Source organism: Gammaproteobacteria bacterium (genome assembly GCA_024235095.1).
Classification (GTDB): Bacteria; Pseudomonadota; Gammaproteobacteria; order Competibacterales; family Competibacteraceae; genus UBA2383.
On the sequence record JACKNC010000001.1, the window covers coordinates 2,163,409 to 2,184,448 of the forward strand.

A 21,040-nucleotide genomic window follows, 5' to 3' on the forward strand; every position below is an offset into this window, starting at 1 on the left:
CCTCTCCCGCCTGCGGGCGAGGGGAGTCAATGATTATCGCTGCGAAAGACTCACCAATATGAGTATATAATTTCATGAAAGATCATGAGCTTGATTCTGAATTGAAGCCTGTGGATGAATCAAAGCCGATTTTCTATGTAGGGGTCGGCGCTTCGGCAGGCGGTCTGGAGGCGTTAGAGGCGTTTTTCACGCACATGTCTGCCGACAGTAACATGGCTTTCATTGTGATCCAGCATCTCTCGCCCAATTATAAAAGCATGATGGTCGAGCTGCTGTCCAAGCGCACTGCGATGACCGTGCGACGTGCTGAGGAAGGGATGTTGGTCGAAGCAAACTCGGTCTATTTGATTCCCCCGAAAAAGAATCTGTCGATCTTTCATGGCAAGCTGCTATTGAGCGAATCGGATCACTCACGCGGGCTGAATTTGCCCATCGACGTGTTCCTGCATTCGCTGGCGGATGACCAAGCGGAAAAAGCGATCGGCGTCATTCTATCGGGCACGGGCAGCGATGGCGTACGCGGCATCCGGGCAATTAAGGAAGCCGGCGGTATGGTCATGGTGCAAAGCGAAGAATCCGCCAAGTTTGATGGGATGCCGCGCGCCGCCATTGCCACCGGCTTGGCTGACTTCATTTTGCCACCTGAGGAAATGCCGGCTAATTTGCTATCGTTTATTCGCCACCCTTATGCACGCAAGACTGATCGTCCACCCATACTACTATCAGATGAAGACGGCATGGCGCGCATTTTCGCGCTGTTGCGCGAGCGTACCCGGGTGGATTTCGCATTCTACAAACCCAGCACCGTGGTCCGGCGTATTGAGCGGCGTATGACTGTCAATCAAGTCAACGATCTGCGCGATTATGTAAAATTGATGGAGAGTTACTCCAGCGAAGTGATGGCGCTTTATCGCGAGCTATTGATTGGCGTAACCAATTTTTTTCGTGATCGCGAAGTATTCGAGGATCTTGAAACCCATCATTTACCCCAATTGTTCGCTCGCCTGCAAACTCGTGAGGCGCGGTTCTGGATTGCAGGCTGTTCGACCGGTGAAGAGGCATATTCGTTTGCCATTTTGGGCCGCGAGATTCTGGAGCAGATGGGTAAACGGATTGATATCAAAATTTTCGCCACGGATATCGACCGTGACGCGATCCTGCGCGCTAGCAACGGCCTTTATCCTGAAAGCATCGCGGTTGACCTGCCGCCAGGACTACTCGCCAAGTATTTTCATCGCAAGGAAGATCACTATCGCATTGACCGTTCCATTCGCGAGATGGTGGTCTTCGCCCAGCACAATTTGATCAAGGACCCACCCTTTACCAACATCGAATTGGTCAGTTGCCGCAATTTACTGATCTATCTGCAACCCGTGCTGCAGCGCAAGGCATTGGAATTGATAAATTTCTCACTCAATCCCCAAGGGATATTACTCTTGGGCAACAGTGAGACAACGGGGGATATGGCTGACTTCTTTGAACCACTCAATCAAAAATTCCGGATCTACACGGCCAGAGGCAAGCGGCGCCCGATGAGCAATTCCAATTTTTCAGGCGTCCCTGAAGTCGTTCCTTGGCAAACCCGCTCTCGGCCCGCCAGTGGATCATGGCGCAGCAATGACGAAGAGCGATTATTGGAACGCCTGCTGCAGTTACTGGCTAAAGACTATATTCCTCTGGTCGTGGTGGTCAACGAGCAGATGGAGCCGCTACACATCCTGGGAAACTCGGATGGTTACTTTATACGCCCTTCTGGTCGGCAAACGAACGACATTACCAAGAACATCTTAAAAGACCTGGCGATTCCTGTGGCAACCGGCTTGCAAAAAGTATTCAAGACCGGGGAGGAAATGAGATACACCAATATCCGCATCCACTGGCGTGACGAAGTAAAAACGGTACAGGTTTACATTCGGCCTCTGCCCGGTAAAAAAGGCCAGGAATCATTAGCAGCGGTGTTTATTGAAGAAGTCGCCTTATCGAAAGAGCCTGCCTTAAGCGGCGCCCCGGTCTACGATGTCAATCTGGAGGCTGAACAACGGATTCACGATCTGGAGCAAGAACTGCAATTTTCACGGGAAAATCTGCAAGCGACCATCGAAGAACTGGAAACTTCTAATGAAGAATTACAGGCCACGAATGAAGAGCTTCTGGCTAGCAATGAGGAATTACAAAGCACAAATGAGGAGTTGCAATCGGTCAACGAAGAATTGCATACGGTGAATGCCGAACATCAAAGCAAAATCATAGAACTGACTGAATTGAATAATGATCTGGATAATCTGATGGCCAGCACCCGGATTGCCACGCTTATCCTTGACGAAAACTTGAGCGTTCGCCGCTTTACTCCGGAAATCCGGCGCGTTTTTAATATTCTTGATGGCGATATTGGCCGCCCAATCAAGCATCTGACTCATAACTTACCAGATGAGGATCTACTGGATCTGGTACAGGAAGTAGCGCTCCAGAATATGGAAAAGGTGCGTGAAGTTTGCACTCGTAGCAATGAATGGTTTCAAATGCGGATTTTGCCGTACCATATTAGCATGAATACTGTTTCTGGCGTGGTGCTTACTTTTATTGACATTGGCTTTCTTAAAACCGTTCAAGATATGCTGTCCGACCGTGAGACTCTGATTGCCAGCCTTTATCGCGCTGCGCCCGTTGGGGTCAGTCGGGTCGTGAACCGGACCCTTCTTGAAGTCAATAATCAACTTTGCCAGACATTGGGTTATTCACGAGAGGAGTTAGTCGGACAAAGCGCTCTCATACTGTACCCATCGACCGAAGAGTTCGAAGCAGTTGGCAAGGACCTGTACGAACAGATTCGCAAGCACAGCGTGGGTACAATGGAAACGCGCTGGCGGCGCAAGGATGGCACGGTTTTTCCCGTTCTCCTCAACGCCTCATCGTTGCATCCAGCTAATCCTGACGACGGCGCTACTTTCACCGCACTCGACCTGTCCATCCGCAAACAGGAGAGCGCCCGCATTGAGGCCAGCGAGGATCGCTATCACCAACTGCACAACGCTATCATGGAAGGGGTGATTTACCAGAGCGCCAACGGCGATATTATCTCAGCCAACCCGGTTGCCGAGCGTCTACTCGGATTATCGCACGGTCCAATAACAGGACAAATGGACGCTGATCCAGACTGGCAGGCGCTTCGTGAAGATGGAACGGAGTGGCCGGCTGGGCAGTATCCGTGGCAGATCGTCCTACACACGGGTTTGCCGATGAAAGGCGTGGTGATGGGCTGGTTGCATCGCCAATCCGGTGAAAAGCGCTGGCTGCGGGTCAGCGCTATCCCGCTGTTTGAATCCAGCCAGAAACAGCCCAACCAGATTTGCTCGCTTTTTTACGACATCACTGAGAGCCGAGAAGCTGCAGATAAGCTGGCGCGGCTTGAACAGATAGTGCGGGAATTGTCCCATCGTGCGCAACCGGTGCTGGGCATGTTGACCTCACGTATCGCAACGCCGAATCAAAGCAGCGAGACCGCTAGCGAAGATTTGCAAGCCTGGCGCAATTGCGTCCGGGAAAGCCTGAAGATCCTTGAAAGTTTGGTTACGGTGGACGCTTCCTGAAATCGAACGGTTGAAACAATTGTATCGCATACCGTTTCTCGATAAGTTCACGCCCGGAAGCTACCTTTCTTCTTTCCAAAGCCGTTTGCATTGTTACCGCCGTCCTGGCTGTGGATTGCTGCTGCTGGTCCTACTGGGCGGCTCCCTGGCGCTACTCGACCAAGGGTTGCCGCCGCCTGTCGAGCGCGCCAGACAAACCTCTGCGCAAGTGCTGGATAGTCAGGATCGGATGTTGCGGATCTTTACCGTCCCGCCAGGCTATTGGCGACTGCCCGCCCGCCCCGGGGATGTCGATCCGCTGTTTATCAGAATGCTCATGGCCTACGAAGACCAACGTTTTCCGGACCATTCAGGCGTTGACCCACTGGCGGTAATGCGGGCGCTGGGACAATGGTTATGGCATGGCCGGATCGTGTCGGGCGCTTCAACGCTGACCATGCAGACCGCTCGCCTGCTGGAGCCGCACCCACGCGATTTGATCGGCAAGATTGGCGAAATGCTGCGCGCCCTGCAATTGGAACGGCGTTATACCAAAGATGAAATTCTCGGCTTTTATCTGACCCTGGCCCCTTATGGCGGCAACCTGGAAGGCGTGCGCGTTGCAGCGCTGGCCTGGTTTGGCAAGGAGCCTACGCGGCTCACTGCGGCGGAAGCAGCGCTGCTGGTGGTGTTGCCGCAAGCGCCGTCACGCTTGCGCCCGGACCGCTATCCCGAACGGGCGCGGGCGGCGCGCGACAAAGTGTTGGCGCGCATGGAGCAACTGGGAATGCTTACCTCGCGCCAAGCGGCTGAAGCCCGGGAGGAGCCGGTACCGATCCGACGTCATCCCCTGCCCTTTCTGGCCCCCCATCTGGCGGACCGGTTACACGCCGCCCAACCCGGAATGACCCGGCATCGCACTTATATCGACCGCGATTTGCAGCAGACCCTGGAAACGCTGGTTCGTCAACAACACAGCACCCTGGAATCGCACAGCAGCATCGCCATGCTGGTCGTGGCGAATCACGACCGGCGAGTGCTGGCCTATGTCGGCGCCAGCGATTTTTTCGACACGCGCCGAGCTGGACAAGTCGACTTGGCTCAGGCGATCCGCTCGCCAGGTTCCACGCTCAAACCATTGATTTATGGGCTTGGTTTTGATGATTTGTTAATTCATCCTGAAACATTAATTGAAGACGTGCCGACCCGATTCGGCGATTATGCGCCCACTAATTTCGGCCACACCTACGCCGGTCAACTGACTGTGCGCGAGGCGCTGCAACAGTCGCTGAACATCCTGGCGGTGGCGGTGCTGGAGCAGGTGGGACCGGCGCGAGTGGCGGCTCGACTGCGCGAGGTGGGGTTGCCGCTGCACTGGAACGCAGCCAATCCGCAACCCGGATTGCCGCTGGCGCTAGGTGGAGTAGGCGCAACCCTGGAAAAACTGGTGACCTTATATGCCAGCTTTGCTAGCGGCGGCGTGGTCGCACCGTTACACCTGGGTCCCGACGACCCGGAAAGTCCGGGTCAACCCCTGCTGTCAGCCACCGCCTGCTGGTATCTGAGCGAGATTTTGCGCGGGTCGCCGACTCCACAACATATTGCGCCCCTAGCCAGCGCCGCCCGGCCTCGGTTGATCGCGCATAAAACCGGTACTTCCTATGGCTTTCGCGACGCCTGGGCCTTGGGTTTCGATGCGGACTACACCGTAGGCGTCTGGGTCGGGCGGCCGGATGGTTCGCCCAGTCCCGGTCACTATGGACGTAATACTGCTGCGCCGCTGCTGTTCCGAATCTTCGATCTGTTGCCGGAATCTGTCAATCCGCCACTGCCGCCGCCCGATCAGGCATTGCGCGTTGTGAGTCGCATGCAACTGCCGGAACGGTTGCGCTATTTTCGCACCCGACCGGCGTTGCAAATGCGCAGTGCTTTACCGCTCAGCATTACCTTTCCCGTAAACGGCGCGACGGTGGAATTGCCTGATCAGGATGGTGCGTTGGCTGCATTGCCGCTGGCGGCGAAGGGAGGAATCCGGCCCTTGCGCTGGCTCGTGAACGGTCGACCGCTCCCCGCGGACCCCTGGCAACGCGAAACATTTTGGCTACCCGATGGCGAAGGACAAGTACGAATTACCGTACTGGACCAGTCGGGTCAGACCGCCAGCGCCGAGGTATGGCTCAGCCGGATGCCGACACGGCATTGGTAGTTTGTCCTTTGGAATCGAGCAGCGTCAATGGATTGACGGCTTGAACCGCCTTCAAGACCCCAAAAGAAAAGTCAAAATATTGACAACCATCATATCCCATAATATATTGTTTTTAATTATATTTAATAAATGGCATCTATTTTGCCTAGATTCAGTATGCGATCTCCAATAGGCCAGATCGGCTTTTTGGGTGGCAACTGATACGCAAAAGTATGCTCTCGAACTTCTACATGATGTGCTGAAAGCGGTCGATCGAACCCAGTTGATAAATCATCAATGACAGCAGCGAATGACTGAGAAGGGTTAAAAACAATGGACACAAAGTGGATACGCTTCATTGAGATATCGGCACAAATATTCGCATTGATCAGTGTCTGGCGCGGCGCTTCAGCAATGGTCGCCAATAGCGCGATAGCGGAACCGCTGTTACTGCAAACGCTTGAGCCGTTTGCTATTCCCGCAACCGTGCTGGCGGTTATCGGTTCAGTCGCTGCGACGCAACTTCGGTTACGCAGTCGGCGGAAACTGCATAAGATAGCCCATGACAAACATTCTGAACCTGTACAATCCATCGATAAATCCGCGCACGCCAAACAGAGTGAGTTGCTGATCGCGGAATTGCAGAATCAGATCGCCGCACTGAATAAAGAGAAGGAGCGTCTCATCCACCTGCTTCATGAAAAGAGCACCCGTCTCCGGGAAGATCCATTGACTGGAATTCCCAACCGTTTGGCATACGAAGAACAATTTCAGCAGGAATTTCAACGCTGGAAACGCTTTGGCAATCCCTTGTCATTTTTGATCTGGGATATTGATCACTTTAAGAAGATCAACGATCACTATGGTCATGCTGCAGGTGACGAAGTTCTCCGCATGGTTGCTCAGCAAATAAACAAGCGGTTGCGTTGCACGGATTTCCTGGCTCGTTACGGCGGCGAGGAATTCGCCATGCTGTTGCCAGGCGCTGATATTGAAGCCGCCCGGCAGGTGGCCGATCAGATTCGGCTGCATATCGCTGAATGTGGATTCAAGCATGGAGATGCGAATATTCCCGTTACGATCTCCTGCGGTTTGTCGAATTTTAAACCGGGAGATAGCGTGCAAAGCGTCTTTCAACGCGCTGACCAGGCGCTGTATCAGGCGAAAAGCGCGGGGCGGAATTGTTGCCGAGCTTATTAGCTTATTGCCCTCCGTGATCGTGGGAGAAAGGGAGGCCCTCCTTACAAAGCAGAATCTTGTATCGCTGCTGACGGTCTACACTATAAATTGATCTCTCACGATCAAGGCGAGAACCGGTATGCGGGCATTCAAGATTCTGATCATACTGCTAATGTGGACAGGGTTGAGTGGGGCTGCGCCCACGCCACAGTCATCATCTTCCAGTCAGGCGCTACTCTTGGAAATACGGGGCGCCATCGGTCCAGCCAGTCGCGATTTCATTCTAAGCGGTCTGGAGCAGGCGCGGGAACGCAAAGCCGCCGCTGTGATCCTGCAAATTGACACGCCCGGCGGTCTGGACAGCTCAATGCGCGATATTATCCAGGCCATTCTAGCTTCACCGGTCCCTGTGATCGGCTATGTCGCCCCAGAAGGCGCGCGCGCGGCCAGCGCCGGTACTTACATTCTTTACGCCTGCCATGTCGCCGCCATGGCTCCGGCTACCAATTTGGGCGCGGCTACGCCAGTGCAAATAGGTGGCTTGCCAATGCCAGGACGGCCCTCCGATTCGGATCAAACCAGTAAACCGTCCAGGCCACCCTCCAGCGCGTCCTCGAAGGACCAATCCAGCTCTTCCGAAACCGATCAACCCGCTGAGAAATCCCTGACTCCCACCGGATCCACCATGGAGCGTAAATTGGTCAACGATGCGCGCGCTTACTTGCGTTCTCTGGCGCAGTTGCGCGGACGCAATGTCGAATGGGCCGAACAGGCGGTCACCGAAGGCGCCAGTCTCAGCGCCCAGGATGCCTTGCAGCAAAATGTGATCGATGCGGTTGCCGCCAATGTTGCCGAATTATTGATGCAAGTCGATGGCCGCTTAGTGACAATCGCAGGTGAAACCCGCTCGCTGGCAACTCAGGGATTAACCGTCGAAGCTCTTAAACCCGATTGGCGCAACCAATTGTTGGCCTTGATCGCCCATCCAATGGTCGCATACGTGTTGATGCTGATTGGCGTCTATGGATTATTTTTCGAGTTATCCAATCCAGGCGCGGTGGCGCCAGGCGTACTGGGAGGAATTTGCCTGCTGTTGGCCCTGTTCGCGTTTCAGGTGCTCCCGGTCAATTATGCCGGACTGGCGCTCTTACTGTTGGGATTAACCTTCATGGTCGCTGAAGCGTTCGCCCCCAGTTTCGGCATACTCGGCCTGGGGGGCATGGTCGCCTTTGTCGCTGGCTCGCTGCTGCTATGGGACGAAACCGGTCCCGGTTATGAAGTCCCACTGGGCCTGATCGTTGGCTTTGCCCTGGCGAGCGCTGTGGTCTTGATCGGGCTGGCGACCTTGATGCTTCGCCAACGCCAGCGTCCCATCGTCAGTGGCCAGGAGCAATTGCTGGGCGCAATCGGTGTGGTGACCGACGAAGAAGTTGGCTGGGCCAGGATTCACAGTGAATCCTGGCGAATCTGCGCTCAGCAGCCCTTGCTTCGGGGTGAACGGGTGCGGGTTGTCGGCCGCAAGGGACTCACCCTGTTCGTGCAACCACTGGATTCCGCATCCATAAAAGAGGAACTGCCGTCATGATCTTTTTCCATCCGTTCATCATTGCCTTGCTGGTGTTGTTGGCGTTGGTCTTCGCCTCGATCAAAATGCTCTACGAATACGAGCGCGGCGTGGTGTTTTTTCTGGGCCGCTTTCAGGCCGTCAAGGGACCTGGACTGATCATCGTGGTTCCGGTCATTCAGCAAATAAAGCGTGTCGATCTGCGCACGGTGGTCATGGACGTGCCCAGTCAGGATGTGATTTCTCGCGATAATGTGTCGGTCAAGGTCAATGCAGTCGTTTACTTTCGGGTCATTGAACCGGAACGGGCGATTATCCAGGTCGAGGACTACTTCGCCGCCACCAGCCAGTTGGCGCAAACCACGCTGCGTTCGGTGCTGGGCCAGCACGAATTAGACGAAATGCTGGCCGGACGGGAAAAGCTGAACCAGGATATTCAGACGATTCTGGATGCTGAGACCGATGCCTGGGGCATCAAAGTAACCAATGTGGAAGTGAAGCATGTGGACATCGACGAAAGCATGATCCGTGCGATTGCCCGCCAGGCGGAAGCTGAACGAGAGCGACGCGCCAAGATCATCAACGCTGAGGGAGAATTTCAGGCGGCTGAACGCATCCGCCAGGCTGCCCAAATCATCGCCTCGCAACCCCAAGCCCTGCAATTGCGCTATTTGCAGACCCTCGCTGATATCGGCGTTCATAACAACACGACCGTGGTGTTTCCAGTGCCGCTGGATTTGATCAAACCATTGCTGGACATGGAGCACAGCTAAACGGAACGACCATCGGCTGTGGCCAGCGGGCGATTTCGCCGACTGGCCTTCATCGTCCGCCCCACTAACATCGATCAATGCGTCATGGCAAGAACTGTATCAGTAAAGCCGCCAAAACAGGTAAAATGCTAGACTTTGTAAAAAGGAGCGGCATTCAAGCGCGCTCCAAACTGTCTCTGAAAAAATACAGTTTATTTTTCTAACATCATTCCAGCAATTCAACGAGTTTTAGAACAAGTATGACTACTATCGATTTCAAATCCCATGCCAAGGTGGGTGTTTATGTAGACGCCTCCAATATTTCCCGTAACGGCGGCCAGCGTATGCAATACGACATACTGCGCGAATTCGCCTGCCGCGATTATGCTGAACCCCTGCGCTTGAATGTCTATCTCTCTTACGATGAGGAACGCGCCGAAACCAACATGGTCTATCGAGACAAGGCTCGTGCTTATCAATCGGCTCTTCGTGAACTGGGTTATAAAGTCATCGAAAAACGGGTCAAGTGGTTCCAGGATGAAGCTGGGAACCGTTACGGAAAGGCGAACGCCGATCTCGACATGGCGGTCGATGTCCTGCTGCAGTCGGAGAATCTGGATCGGGTGCTGCTGGCCACCGGCGATGGGGACTTCGTACAGGTGGTGCGCGCCTTGCAAAATAAAGGCTGTCGGGTAGAAACCCTGGCTTTCGACAATGTTTCCGAGGAACTGCGCAGAGAATCCGACATGTTTGTCTCCGGTTATCTGGTGCCGGGACTGTTGCCTACCCGGGGCGATGATTATCTATCGCCGATCTGGGGAGCCATGGGATCCCGAGTCCGTGGTTATTGTTACCACCATGACGATAATAAAAGCTTTGGCTTCATGCGTTTTTTGGTCAAGCTGTCCCCGTATCTGTGGAAAACCGATTCGCGCGACTCCGAGTCCCCTTATCGAACGGCGTTCTTCCACGATTCCAGCCTGCCCGATGGCTTCAATGTTATGAAGTTGCCGTCTCGCAACCATATTTTTGAATTCACCCTGGCCGAACCGAACGGTAAGCAACCGGTCGCCACCGATATTGTCCTGGTGCATCCCGTCCCGTTCTGAGCGGGAGCGGCGCTGCGTTCACGGCCTCTCTCTATTGAGAAACATCATGCACTACCCTTTTCCAAGCCTGAAAATCCTGACGACCCTGCTACTGTCGCTGATCCTGACTCTGGAAGCGCCTGGCGTCTTCGCCAGACCGGATGACGCCAACCCGACTTTCCAAGTCAAAACCCTGACACCAACCTCTCGTCAGGATTCACTGGATCGGACCATCGCTAACCTGCTGTCGCAACATCATTATCGGCAAAGTCCATTGGATGATGCGCTATCGTCACTGGTGTTGAACGCCTATCTCGACAGTCTCGATTTCAGCCGTTCCTATTTTCTGGCCAGCGATATCGCCCGTTTCGAACCCTATCGCACGACTCTGGATGACGCGGTCAAGGAGGGCGACCTGCATCCGGCCTATGACATTTTCAATACCTATCTGCGCCGACTGACCGAGCGAACCGCCCGTATTCAGTCTCTGCTCAAACAGGAATTTCGCTTCGATGTCGACGAATCGCTGAACCTGGACCGCAAGGATGCGCCTTGGGCCAGGACGTCCGAAGAACTGGATGACTTGTGGCGCAAGCGGCTGAAGCATGAAATGCTGACCCTGATCCTGTCAGGCAAGGATCAGGCCGAGGCCCGCGAATTGCTGAGCAAGCGCTATGACAACCGCCTACGGCAAGCCCTGCAATCGACCAGCGACGATGTTTTTCAGTGGTATATGAATGCAGTGGCCCAGGCGTTCGACCCGCATACCGCTTACTTTTCGCCGCGCAACACCGAGAACTTCAACATTCAAATGCGTCTGTCGCTGGAGGGTATTGGTTGCGTATTACGCATGGAAGACGAACAGGTCACGGTTGTGGAGCTGGTGACGGGCGGTCCAGCGGATCTCAGTCAGCAGATTCGCCCTACCGACAAGATCGTCGCTGTTGCCCAGGGTGATGAGGATCCGTGGGTGGATGTCGTAGGCTGGCGACTTGACGATGTCGTCGAGAAAATCCGTGGCCCGCGCGGTACGGTGGTGCGCCTGAAAATCCTGCCAGGCAAAGCCGGAGCGACGGCGGCGGAAAAATCGGTGCGCCTGGTGCGTGACACCATCAAGCTGGAAAAACAGGCGGCCAAGAGTGAGATCAAAACCTTCAAGGACTCCGGTGGTCGTGAGCTGCGAGTGGGCGTCATTACCGTCCCGGCATTTTACAGCGATTTTGAAGCGGCTCGACGGGGCGTCAAGGATTACCGCAGCACCACCCGCGATGTTCGGCGATTGTTAAAAGAACTGCAAGGCCGAATTGATGGACTGGTGCTGGATTTACGCGAGAATGGCGGTGGCTCGCTGCAGGAAGCAGTCGATTTAACCGGGCTGTTCATCGACGAGGGGCCAGTGGTTCAGGTCAGAAATTCTGGTGGCCGCGTGGAAGTCGAGGAAGATAAGGACGAAGGCCAGGTGTATAATGGTCCTCTGGCGGTGCTGGTCGATCACGCCAGCGCCTCGGCTTCGGAAATCTTTGCCGGCGCCATTCAGGATTATGGGCGCGGCATCGTGATTGGCGATCCGACTTTCGGCAAGGGCACGGTGCAAACCCTAGTGGACCTGAGCCGGCTCACCCGGACCCGTGAACCACAGGGCCAGTTAAAAATCACCATCGCCAAATTCTATCGGGTCAGCGGCGGCAGCACCCAACATCGTGGCGTACTGCCGGATATCGCTATTCCGTCGATACTGGACAGCGATGACCTTGGCGAAAGCGCACAGAAAAACGCCTTGCCCTGGGACGAAATCCCCGCGACTCGTTATGAAGGGGAACGGCGCCTGGCAACGCTGGCGCCGGAGCTGGCCCGCCGGCATCAACGAAGAGTCGCTGACGATCCGGATTACCAGGCATTCCTGCACGATCTCGAATTTACCCGGCAACAACGGGACAAGACCACGGTTTCGTTGCTGGAAAAACAGCGCCGGACTGAGCAGGAACGGCTCGAAGCCTGGCAACGGGAGCGCGAAAATCGCTACCGGACTCTCAAGAAACTGCCGTTGCTCAAACCAGGTGACGAGATTCCAGAAGGCAAGGACAGTCTGATTCCGGACGTCGCGCTGGAGGAAAGTGCCCGTATCGTTGCTGATCTGATCCTGCTGGACAGCCCGAACCAGGGATCGAGCACACTGGTGATGAGTCGTTGACATCGTGGAATCAGTGACTCTGACGCTGGACATCGCGCTAGCTGAACAACTCAGTCGCGTGTTGACCCGCTGGGAGACGCTCTTGCCTACAGCGCTGGCGGTTCCAGACTGGGCGCAATACCGGGCGTTTCGCTGGCGACGCTTCGCCAAAAGCGGCGGATTGCAACCGGTGCGGCATCCTCACCGGTTGCGCTTGGCCGATCTGCAACGGATTGACCGTCAAAAAGCGGCGTTAGACTTGAATACGCGACAGTTCCTGACCGGACGTCCCTGTAACCATGTTTTGCTGTGGGGCGCGCGCGGTACGGGTAAATCCTCGTTGATCAAGGCGCTGCTCAATGAATATGCCGAACAGGGTCTGCGGCTCATCGAGGTAGACCGGCATGATTTGCTGGATTTACCGGACATCGTCGAACCCTTATTCGAGCGGCCCGAACGATTTCTGCTGTATTGCGATGATCTGTCATTCGAAGCCAACGATCCCAGTTACAAGGCGCTCAAAGCGATGTTGGACGGCTCCATTAACGCTGCGCCTGACAATGTCATGTTGTGCGCGACGTCAAATCGCCGCCACCTGCTGCCCGAATACCTGCGTGAGAATGAAGATGCTCGCCTGATAGATGGTGAGTTGCATCACGGCGAGGCTGTGGAGGAAAAAATCTCGCTATCAGAGCGTTTTGGGCTATGGTTGTCATTTCATCCCTTCAGTCAGGACGACTATCTGACGATTGTCGCCCACTGGCTGGAGCGTCTGGCATGGCCGACAGGATTGGATGAAGCCGCTCAGCAGGAGGCTCTGCGCTGGGCCTTGCAACGTGGGTCGCGTAGCGGTCGAGTCGCCTGGCAATTCGCCCGTGACTGGGTGGGTCGGCAGGGGCTTCAATGCGAGCGGTGCTGAGCGAAGGCTATCCGGTCAACGACTGCCATTCCCAGCGCCGACACGACAAAGGTCAGGTGGATGACCACCAGCCAGAACAAATGGTTATTCCATAGCAGCTGATCGCCATTCTGATGTGGAGCGGTCATAAACGCTTTAAGCAAGTGAATGGAGGAAATAGCAACGATGGCGACCGACAGCTTGATTTTGATCGTGGCAGCATCAATTTTGCCCAACCACGAGGGTTTTTCCTGATCACCGGTGGTATCCAGCGCGGAAACGAACGTTTCGTAGCTACTGAGAATGACCATCACCAGTAGATTGGCGACCAGCACCATATCGATCAGCCCTAGTACTGACAGAACCAGATCGGTTTCGCTGACGCCCAGGATGATTTGGAACAAATGCACCGCCTCCTGTACTGCTTTGACCGTGAACAGGACCAGTACGGCGATTAGCGCCAGATAGAGCGGCGCCAGCAGCCAGCGACTGAGCAGGATGGTGCGTTCGAGAAGCATTTCAACGAGTTTCATAATCGATAGTCATGTTTGAATGTTGGATGTGCTGAATACATTGTTCCTGCGATGGAGGTTCAGGCACCAGGTTTCAGGTTTCAGGAACGGAAACAGAAAGTTGCTCCTGAATTTGTCTGGTTTTCATGCAGAGAGGCTAAAAAAATCGGCTTGGGAGAGGCATTCAAGCGGCATATCTGCATTCATAGTGGATAATATCGGGATTCTGTTCAAAAGCGGCCTGTCCCAGGCAAATTATCCCTCGGTCGTGCAGGGTTATTTCTTCGCGCTGCACGAAAAACCGCGATCCATTTTCCAGCATCAGATATGTTCCATTCGTGCTGTGGTCCGCTAGGATAAATTTGCCCTGCCGGAACTCAATAGCCGCATGACTGCGGGAGACCTGCTCCCGATCGACGACTAGCCTGTTCTTCGGGCCGCGTCCGATAGTAAAGGCTTCGCTGGAAGGTGCCAACTCTTGATTATGTCCCTGATAATTGAGGACTAAACGCGCATTGAGCAGGTTGCGCAGCGCCTTTTGAGACTCTTCGCTGGACATCTGAGTCAGTGCGGACATCTGGGTCAGACTGGTGGATTCATACCAGATGACCTCGACGATTTCCATTTCATCCTGCTTGCCTCGCACCCAGGAACGGCCAAGACTCCGGGTCATTTGCTGAAGTTCAGGCGACAGACAGTCCACCGTCTCCCGAGTCGTAATGATTTGATCGGCCTTGGCCAGCGCCACCATTCGCGCCGCAACATTAACCGCATCGCCGAATACATCATTCTTCTCGACCAGCACCAGGCCATGGTGCAGGCCAATCCGAATCGCTATATTCAAATCCGCCAATACTGGATCATTCTTGATCCCTTGTTGCATACCACTTGCAGCCTGCACACCCGAGGCCGCGACGGGAAAGCGGCTCATGATTTCATCGCCTATCGTTTTGATCACCGCACCCTGATGAGCAATGGTCTGTTCCGCCAGCAGGTCGAGCACCCGGCTCTCGATCTGCCGGGCGCGCACATCGCCATATTTTTCAAACAGGCGAGTGCTCCCGCTAATATCGGCAAACAGGATGGTCGTCGGTTCCTGATGGCTTGATCCCGATGGGGCGCCTAGCATGGACGCCAGGTTGCTCAGCTTAAATTTCATCTCCCTGATCCCCGAGGGCGAAATAACCGGATTCAGTAATAACCACGCATGCGCAGGTCCATAATAAGCCGTTCAATATTTTCGCGCGCCGTTCGTTCATAGCGTTTCTGGAAGAAAGCGGTGAAAAAGAAGGTCGGACGTTCCCGCAACGCCTGTAAAAACCGGACATGGCCCGGATAATACTCGTCATCACTCATATCAGCGCATTCGGCGCGAATCCGGCGCCCGTCACTTTCAAACTGGTCCCAGGGTAGTCCGAAACTGGATAAATCGATATCAACGATGAATTGTTCATCGCGCTGGCTTGGCGGTTCACGGTGAGTCGTGATCATGATTAAATCATGAATATGCTGCTGTAAAATAGCGTTCGTACATCCACTGGCATTTGAGCATTTCTGGAATAATTCGGCGCTGCGCTGCTCATTATCTTTCGCCCCAGGTTCATAAATAGCATCATGGAACCAGATCGCCATCTCCACAGCGCCGGGGTCATCCATCAAGGTCGCTGCTCGATCAAACTCGCGCAAACAGTGCCGGATATGCTCCAGGGTATGGTAGTGACGATGCGACTGGTTGTAGAAATCGATCAGCCGGTCATGAATCGCTTCTGCAACCGCCGGTTTATCCGCATTGACACGGCGCATCCAGAGCGCCGCAAAACGTATTTTCAATTCATTCTGCTTATCAAACCGAGTAGTGGAACCGCAGGGTAAGTTAGATTGTTGAAACATCCCTCGCCTCCCGGGGCAGTCTTCGCGTAACGGCTCTCGCCCTTGCTTACTGCTTGGCTGGCGCCAAAACAAAATTAATGGTGATCGGCCAGGTAATCCTGGATCAACCGCCAAGCCATGCTCATGGGGCTGGGTAAGCCTGGCATCTGATTGGGGACAAACCAGCGGGCCTCCAGGATTTCCCGGCCATCAACCTGTAACTGACCGCTGGCATAATCAGCGGTAAAGGCGATCATTAACGAATGTGGAAATGGCCAGGACTGGCTGGCAAAATAGCGTAAGTTACAAACTTGAATACCGACTTCTTCAGCGACCTCGCGATGGATAGTCTGCTCCAGAGTCTCGCCGGCCTCCACAAATCCGGCCAGCACACTATACATTCCAGGCGCAAAGCGCGGCGCCCGCGCCAGCAAAATTTTGTCATTGTATGTCACTCGCACCATAACAACAGGCGAGAGTCGCGGATAAGCAGCGAGTTGACATGCATGGCAGTAGCGGGCGCGTTCCTCGGCGCGGCGCTCGGTAGGCGTTCCGCACTGGCCGCAGAATTGGTGGTTGCGATCCCATTCAATCAGCTGCAAAGCATGTCCCGCTACCCCGAGCAGGGTTTCGTCCAATCGCGTCCATAAACCGCGCAAGTTCTCAAACGCCCATCCCGGCGGTGGTTCGGCGTTTACCGCTTCGGCAGCGTGACAGGGGCGACCCTGCAAGGTTCCCAGATACAATCGCCGCGTGGGCGGCCATTTGGCAAAGGGCCAAACCGAAGCCAACGGCAGCTCCAGTCCCTGGTCGGCGGAACGCGCCAGCAATTGGCCATGAGCAAATATAAACCACCAAGCCGGTTGTTCGATGTCCGCAGGCGGCAGAATGGCAGGCTGAAAGTTGTCCGGCAAGATCAACATGAGTCAGTCTTTCTGTTCAGGTGAGTTGGATATTCAAACAACGCCCATTATGCTCCGAACAGCTATGGGAAACCACGGCGTGCTATTAACTTATTAATCATAAAAATAAAATTATACTGAATCCATACCTCAACGCCAACATCCCAAGTATTTATTCATGCGCTTCAACGCACAAGTTGATTGAGGTCGAAGATCGGCAATAGAATTGCTAATACGATCACCAGCACCACCCCGCCCATTACCAGAATCAGCACCGGTTCAAAAATCCCTAACAGAGCGGCGATTAAGGTCTCGGTCTCGCGTTCCTGCTGCACCGCCGCCCGCTCCAGCATATTCTCGAGCCGGCCGCTGGCCTCGCCGCTAGCAATCAACTGCACGGTCATGGGCGGAAAATAGCCGCTGTTGCTGATCGCCTTTTGCAAACTGGCCCCTTCCTTCACTCGCGCCGCCGCCTGCTCAACCGCTTCCCGCATCGGTAAATTACTTAACACCTGCGCCGAGATGCGCATCGCTTCCAGCACTGGTACGCCACTGGCCATGAGAATACTGAAGGTGCGGGCGAAGCGGGCGGTATTGGCGCCGCGGGTCAACCGTGCAATCAAGGGTAATTTCAGCAGGGCTTGATGAACCCGTCGTTTGAAACCGATCCGGCGCAGGGCGTAAATCCAACTCACTGCGCCTCCTGCCAGTATTCCCAACACTAGCCAGCCGTATTCGCGCAGGAAATCGCTGAGGGCGATCAATCCCCGGGTCAGCGCCGGCAGCTGCTGGTTAAGACTGCTGAAAACCTGCACAACCTGTGGCACCACGTAGGTCAACAAACCGGCTACGATCAGGACCGCAACCCCGGTTAACAACAACGGATAGAACAACGCCAGTCCGACCTTTTGGCGCATCTGCTGGCGAGCCTCGGTGTAATCAGCCAGCCGTTCGAACACGACGTCTAGATGACCGGATTGCTCCCCAGCGGCGACCGTTGCCCGGTACAGTTCCGGGAACACTTGGGGAAAATCGCCTAGCGCAGTAGCTAAAGCATGTCCTTCCAGCACCCGGGCGCGCACCGCGAGCAACAGGCCGTTCAACCGCGCCCGCTCAGCCTGCCGCGCCACTGCGCCCAAGGCTTCCTCCAGGGGCAGGCCGGAGCCGACCAGAGTCGCCAGTTGCCGCGTAATCAGCGCCAGATCAGTGGGACTGATGCGGGGTTGAAATAACCGCAGACGCCCCGCGCGCTCCTGACTGGCGACTTCTTCAACCCCCAAGGGGTTGAGATTGCGCTCACGCAATAGCTGGCGCGCCATGCGCGGGGTATCGGCCTCGATCAGGCCCTTGCGCTGGCGACCTTTCTGATCAAGCGCGGCGTATTGGAAAGCAGGCATAAAAACGGGAATCCAGTGGGAATTGAAAAATGTCTTTGTGAAATCGGTATAAATTTAAAAAAATAAAAATTCGGCTCACGGGATACTACTACGAATATAAAAAAACTATGTCTGGAACACTACCGGGAAATTACGTTTCCCTTTCGATAAGTTGACAATACCTTTTTGCAACACAACTGCTAAAACCGTGTATCGAAATACGATACACACGTTTGAATTATTCTTTCATGATCATTTAAATTTAAATCTTTCCTAAGCTGGTTTATTTCATTCATAACTTCTATAGTTTTCGAAAGCGCTTTTTTCTCCCAAATATTAATCTCGATATCATGAACGATGTTTCCAATATCAATGGCTTTTTTATCCGTGATCTTATAGTGCTCCAGGAAAGTTTCAAAGGTAGATTTATTATGATATCGTCGGAACTCGGAATCAGGGGTATCAAACGACACACCTTCAGTCAATAATTCCCCTTTCGGGTAAAAACGGATTTTCGCATTTGGCGCGACGAAACGTTGGATCAACCAAATGGAAGCGCATTTATCTGCTTCGAAATTTTCCCATGTGGTAAAAAGCGCTATTTCCTCTGATCTACTCGTACTTGCTATAAGAACAGAACATACTAAAACGACTTTAAAAAAGAGCTTCAAAACGCTTCGACGCACCATGCTAAAAGCTCCTCCGTCGAAAATTGACCAAAAAAATTCCTATCAGCCACGCGCACTATATTTCCTCGATGCATTAAAGTGATATGATCAGCAAGTTTTAACGCCTCCTCTAGATGATGCGTCACATAACATATCGACAGAGATGATTTTTGCTGGGTCTTCATGAGTAACTCCATCATGCTTTGTTTCAGCATGGGATCCAAGCTGCCAAACGGCTCATCCATCAGAAGATAAGCAGGTTCAGCCGCGATGGCTCTAGCCAGAGCGAGCCGTTGTTTTTCTCCACCTGATAGATGTTGTGGAAAACGGTTCTTGTTCTCCAACAAGGATACGGTATACAGCGCTTCATCAACTTTTTGGCGAATCTCCACACGATTGATCTTTTTTCCTTTCAAACCAAAAGCGACATTCTCATATGCCGTCATGTGTGGCCATAGCGCCAAATCTTGGAAAATCATTCCAATTTGCCGTTGATTAGGCAAAACCATCCGATGGTTGGAGCTTACAGTTCGACCCTTGATCCGAATCTCCCCAGAAGTAGGTTGCTCAAAACCCGCTATCAGTCTTAGCAACGTAGTCTTGCCACAGCCTGAAGGGCCTAAGACAACTTCAATAGCATTCGATGGCACGATCATATTGATATGATCCAGTGCTTTTTTAACACCGTAATCCTTGGAAAGATGCTTGATTTCAATCATGTCATTTTCTTGTCAAGCCAAGCAGAAAAACCCAAGAGACTTAGGGAGAACAGCCATTGTAGCACCAGCAAAATCAAGCATAATGCGGCGACGGTCGCTTCAGCGCCATAGTGCATATAGTTGTAGATTTTGATAGGGATCGTCGCCATCCCTGGCGGAAGGACCAGGAGCGTGACGCCTAGTTCGCCCATAGCCAAGACAAAAGAAATAAAAAAACCTGTCAATAGCCCATGGCGAACGAGCGGTAAAATGATTTGCATGATGACCCGATAAGGTCTTGCGCTCATCAGCCACCCCATTTCTTCCAGACTTGGATGGACTTGTTGTAAACTGGCATAGACGGCGCGAAGAGTGAAAGGCACAAAATGAGCTAGATAGGCTAGAAGAATAATTAGGCCACTGCTGTACAGCCAAGTGGTCTCTGGTCTATTCCAAATCTTGATAAGACCCAGTCCTAGCATCATGGGAGGCACAGCAAAAGGTATCTGCGTTAAATATTCCAACCCCACTCTAATTTTTTTTGAGCTTCTCATCATTGCATGGGCAATGAAAAACGCCAAAATCGTCATTGCGCCGGCGCTGACTATCGCCATGAGATAACTGAAGCCGATTTGCTTCCAGGATGTGCTCAGGCTTTGCTGATAGGTTGTCAGTGGGCCGGCCATGTTTAACAGAGCGCCTACCGGCATTAGGACCGATAGACTCATGATCGACAGGCAAACGATTAATGACGGTATCTGTGTTTTCCCTAATCGATAATAATACGCACCACTGAAACCATCCGCGAGGTTGATGTAAGATCGTCCGCGCATGATCCAGACTTGCAGTGTCATCAAAACCATCGTGACGAATAACAAAGGCAGCCCTAGAATGATTGCGGCTCGATGATCGTAAAAAGCACTGAGCTGGATGAAGATTTCAATGGAATAAACTCTAACGCGCAGAATATCCGGTACTCCGAAGTCAATGATTGCAAACACAAAGACGAACAGGGTTCCGGCGATGATATGGGGTAACAGTAGAGGCAAGGTAATAGAGACCAAGGTGCGCCAAGTTCCCTGTTGCAAAAGTGCGGCTTCCTCATAACGGCGCTCCATGCTCTTGAAGCCACTGATGGTTAAGAGGGTGATGAAGGGAGAGTAAGCCAGGCCGAGCACAAAGGAGGCGCCCGGCAGGCCATAAGCGCTGAAGGGGGCTGTTTGCCATCCCAGCACGTTCATGAAGAAGGCGTTGATGACGTTTTCAGGCGCCAGTAAATGACTCCAAACGATGGCTTGTATGTAGGGTGGAATCAGTAGCGGACTCAGATAGGCCAAGCTGAAAAGGGATCGTCCCCAGAGATCGGTTTTCTGGATGAAAAAGGCCAGGGGAACGCCCAAGATCAGCGCGATGCCGCTGGCGCCTCCCGCCAGGAGCAAGCTGTTTTGGAGCAACTGCCATTGCCTTTGCGTCAACAGCAGTTCGCGAAACGGGTTCAGATCCCAGTGGCCATCAACCCTTGTCGCTTCCCAAACCAGTTGACCCAGCGGTAGTAAAACCGCCAGCGCAAAAATCAGCCATGCCAGCCCGGTCACCCAGCGTGGCAGCCGCAT

Annotated in this window: 17 protein-coding genes; 8 read left to right on the forward strand and 9 right to left on the reverse strand. The window is 53.6% G+C overall.

Annotated features, from left to right (window positions below):
• The first annotated feature begins 74 nt into the window (after nt 1-74).
• Together H6973_09575 and pbpC are read left to right on the forward strand one after the other, a co-directional pair.
• Nucleotides 75-3,587, forward strand: a complete 3,513-nt coding sequence (locus H6973_09575; GenBank protein ID MCP5125863.1) for a PAS domain-containing protein — start codon at nt 75-77, stop codon at nt 3,585-3,587.
• Between the two features lie 85 nt (nt 3,588-3,672).
• On the forward strand, nt 3,673-5,772 hold the full coding sequence (gene pbpC, locus H6973_09580) for a penicillin-binding protein 1C (protein MCP5125864.1): 2,100 nt from the start codon (nt 3,673-3,675) through the stop codon (nt 5,770-5,772).
• Between the two features lie 122 nt (nt 5,773-5,894).
• On the opposite strand, the gene H6973_09585 is transcribed toward pbpC, so the two are convergent.
• Nucleotides 5,895-6,176 carry a hypothetical protein gene (locus H6973_09585; GenBank protein ID MCP5125865.1) on the reverse strand — a complete coding sequence of 94 codons (282 nt, stop codon included), beginning with the start codon at nt 6,174-6,176 and terminating at the stop codon, nt 5,895-5,897.
• Between H6973_09585 and H6973_09590 the strand changes: the two genes are divergently transcribed.
• The 6 genes from H6973_09590 to H6973_09615 all read left to right on the forward strand — a co-directional run bounded on the left by H6973_09590 (nt 6,166) and on the right by H6973_09615 (nt 13,423).
• Entirely contained in the window at nt 6,166-6,951 is a 786-nt protein-coding gene (locus H6973_09590) for a GGDEF domain-containing protein (protein ID MCP5125866.1), read from the forward strand. The genes H6973_09585 and H6973_09590 overlap by 11 nt on opposite strands.
• Before the next feature lie 118 nt (nt 6,952-7,069).
• The gene (locus H6973_09595) at nt 7,070-8,515 is read left to right on the forward strand and encodes a nodulation protein NfeD (GenBank protein MCP5125867.1); all 1,446 of its coding nucleotides are present in this window, start codon (nt 7,070-7,072) and stop codon (nt 8,513-8,515) included.
• On the forward strand, nt 8,512-9,267 hold the full coding sequence (locus H6973_09600) for a slipin family protein (protein MCP5125868.1): 756 nt from the start codon (nt 8,512-8,514) through the stop codon (nt 9,265-9,267). Before H6973_09595 ends, H6973_09600 begins: the two co-directional genes overlap by 4 nt.
• A gap of 239 nt (nt 9,268-9,506) precedes the next feature.
• Nucleotides 9,507-10,355, forward strand: coding sequence for an NYN domain-containing protein (locus tag H6973_09605; protein MCP5125869.1), 849 nt, complete (start codon nt 9,507-9,509; stop codon nt 10,353-10,355).
• Between the two features lie 67 nt (nt 10,356-10,422).
• Nucleotides 10,423-12,525, forward strand: coding sequence for a carboxy terminal-processing peptidase (locus H6973_09610; protein MCP5125870.1), 2,103 nt, complete (start codon nt 10,423-10,425; stop codon nt 12,523-12,525).
• Between the two features lie 25 nt (nt 12,526-12,550).
• Nucleotides 12,551-13,423, forward strand: a complete 873-nt coding sequence (locus H6973_09615) for an ATP-binding protein (GenBank protein MCP5125871.1) — start codon at nt 12,551-12,553, stop codon at nt 13,421-13,423.
• On the opposite strand, the gene H6973_09620 is transcribed toward H6973_09615, so the two are convergent.
• The 8 genes from H6973_09620 to H6973_09655 all read right to left on the reverse strand — a co-directional run bounded on the left by H6973_09620 (nt 13,405) and on the right by H6973_09655 (nt 21,040).
• Complete coding sequence (locus H6973_09620; GenBank protein ID MCP5125872.1) at nt 13,405-13,935, reverse strand: TIGR00645 family protein; 531 nt, start codon at nt 13,933-13,935, stop codon at nt 13,405-13,407. The genes H6973_09615 and H6973_09620 overlap by 19 nt on opposite strands.
• 163 nt (nt 13,936-14,098) lie before the next feature.
• Nucleotides 14,099-15,073: an adenylate/guanylate cyclase domain-containing protein gene (locus H6973_09625; protein ID MCP5125873.1), complete on the reverse strand. Its 975-nt coding sequence runs from the start codon at nt 15,071-15,073 to the stop codon at nt 14,099-14,101.
• A gap of 32 nt (nt 15,074-15,105) precedes the next feature.
• Entirely contained in the window at nt 15,106-15,918 is an 813-nt protein-coding gene (locus H6973_09630) for a hypothetical protein (protein ID MCP5125874.1), read from the reverse strand.
• Nucleotides 15,879-16,706 (reverse strand): NAD(+) diphosphatase, encoded by an 828-nt coding sequence (nudC, locus tag H6973_09635; GenBank protein MCP5125875.1) that lies wholly within the window; start codon nt 16,704-16,706, stop codon nt 15,879-15,881. The genes H6973_09630 and nudC overlap by 40 nt, the downstream gene beginning before the upstream one ends.
• Before the next feature lie 164 nt (nt 16,707-16,870).
• On the reverse strand, nt 16,871-18,082 hold the full coding sequence (gene gspF, locus H6973_09640) for a type II secretion system inner membrane protein GspF (GenBank protein MCP5125876.1): 1,212 nt from the start codon (nt 18,080-18,082) through the stop codon (nt 16,871-16,873).
• A gap of 179 nt (nt 18,083-18,261) precedes the next feature.
• On the reverse strand, nt 18,262-18,750 hold the full coding sequence (locus H6973_09645) for a chromate resistance protein (GenBank protein MCP5125877.1): 489 nt from the start codon (nt 18,748-18,750) through the stop codon (nt 18,262-18,264).
• Entirely contained in the window at nt 18,729-19,448 is a 720-nt protein-coding gene (locus H6973_09650) for an ABC transporter ATP-binding protein (GenBank protein ID MCP5125878.1), read from the reverse strand. The genes H6973_09645 and H6973_09650 overlap by 22 nt, the downstream gene beginning before the upstream one ends.
• Entirely contained in the window at nt 19,445-21,040 is a 1,596-nt protein-coding gene (locus H6973_09655; GenBank protein ID MCP5125879.1) for an iron ABC transporter permease, read from the reverse strand. Before H6973_09655 ends, H6973_09650 begins: the two co-directional genes overlap by 4 nt.

Coding starts and splice junctions, on each gene's coding strand:
- H6973_09575 (MCP5125863.1), top strand. CDS start 75: ATGAAAGATCATGAGCTTGATTCTGAATTGAAGCCTGTGGATGAATCA.
- H6973_09590 (MCP5125866.1), top strand. CDS start 6,166: ATGGTCGCCAATAGCGCGATAGCGGAACCGCTGTTACTGCAAACGCTT.
- H6973_09595 (MCP5125867.1), top strand. CDS start 7,070: ATGCGGGCATTCAAGATTCTGATCATACTGCTAATGTGGACAGGGTTG.
- H6973_09600 (MCP5125868.1), top strand. CDS start 8,512: ATGATCTTTTTCCATCCGTTCATCATTGCCTTGCTGGTGTTGTTGGCG.
- H6973_09605 (MCP5125869.1), top strand. CDS start 9,507: ATGACTACTATCGATTTCAAATCCCATGCCAAGGTGGGTGTTTATGTA.
- H6973_09620 (MCP5125872.1), bottom strand. CDS start 13,935: ATGAAACTCGTTGAAATGCTTCTCGAACGCACCATCCTGCTCAGTCGC.
- H6973_09625 (MCP5125873.1), bottom strand. CDS start 15,073: ATGAAATTTAAGCTGAGCAACCTGGCGTCCATGCTAGGCGCCCCATCG.
- nudC (MCP5125875.1), bottom strand. CDS start 16,706: ATGTTGATCTTGCCGGACAACTTTCAGCCTGCCATTCTGCCGCCTGCG.
- gspF (MCP5125876.1), bottom strand. CDS start 18,082: ATGCCTGCTTTCCAATACGCCGCGCTTGATCAGAAAGGTCGCCAGCGC.
- H6973_09645 (MCP5125877.1), bottom strand. CDS start 18,750: ATGGTGCGTCGAAGCGTTTTGAAGCTCTTTTTTAAAGTCGTTTTAGTA.
- H6973_09650 (MCP5125878.1), bottom strand. CDS start 19,448: ATGATTGAAATCAAGCATCTTTCCAAGGATTACGGTGTTAAAAAAGCA.
- H6973_09655 (MCP5125879.1), bottom strand. CDS start 21,040: ATGCGGCTGCCACGCTGGGTGACCGGGCTGGCATGGCTGATTTTTGCG.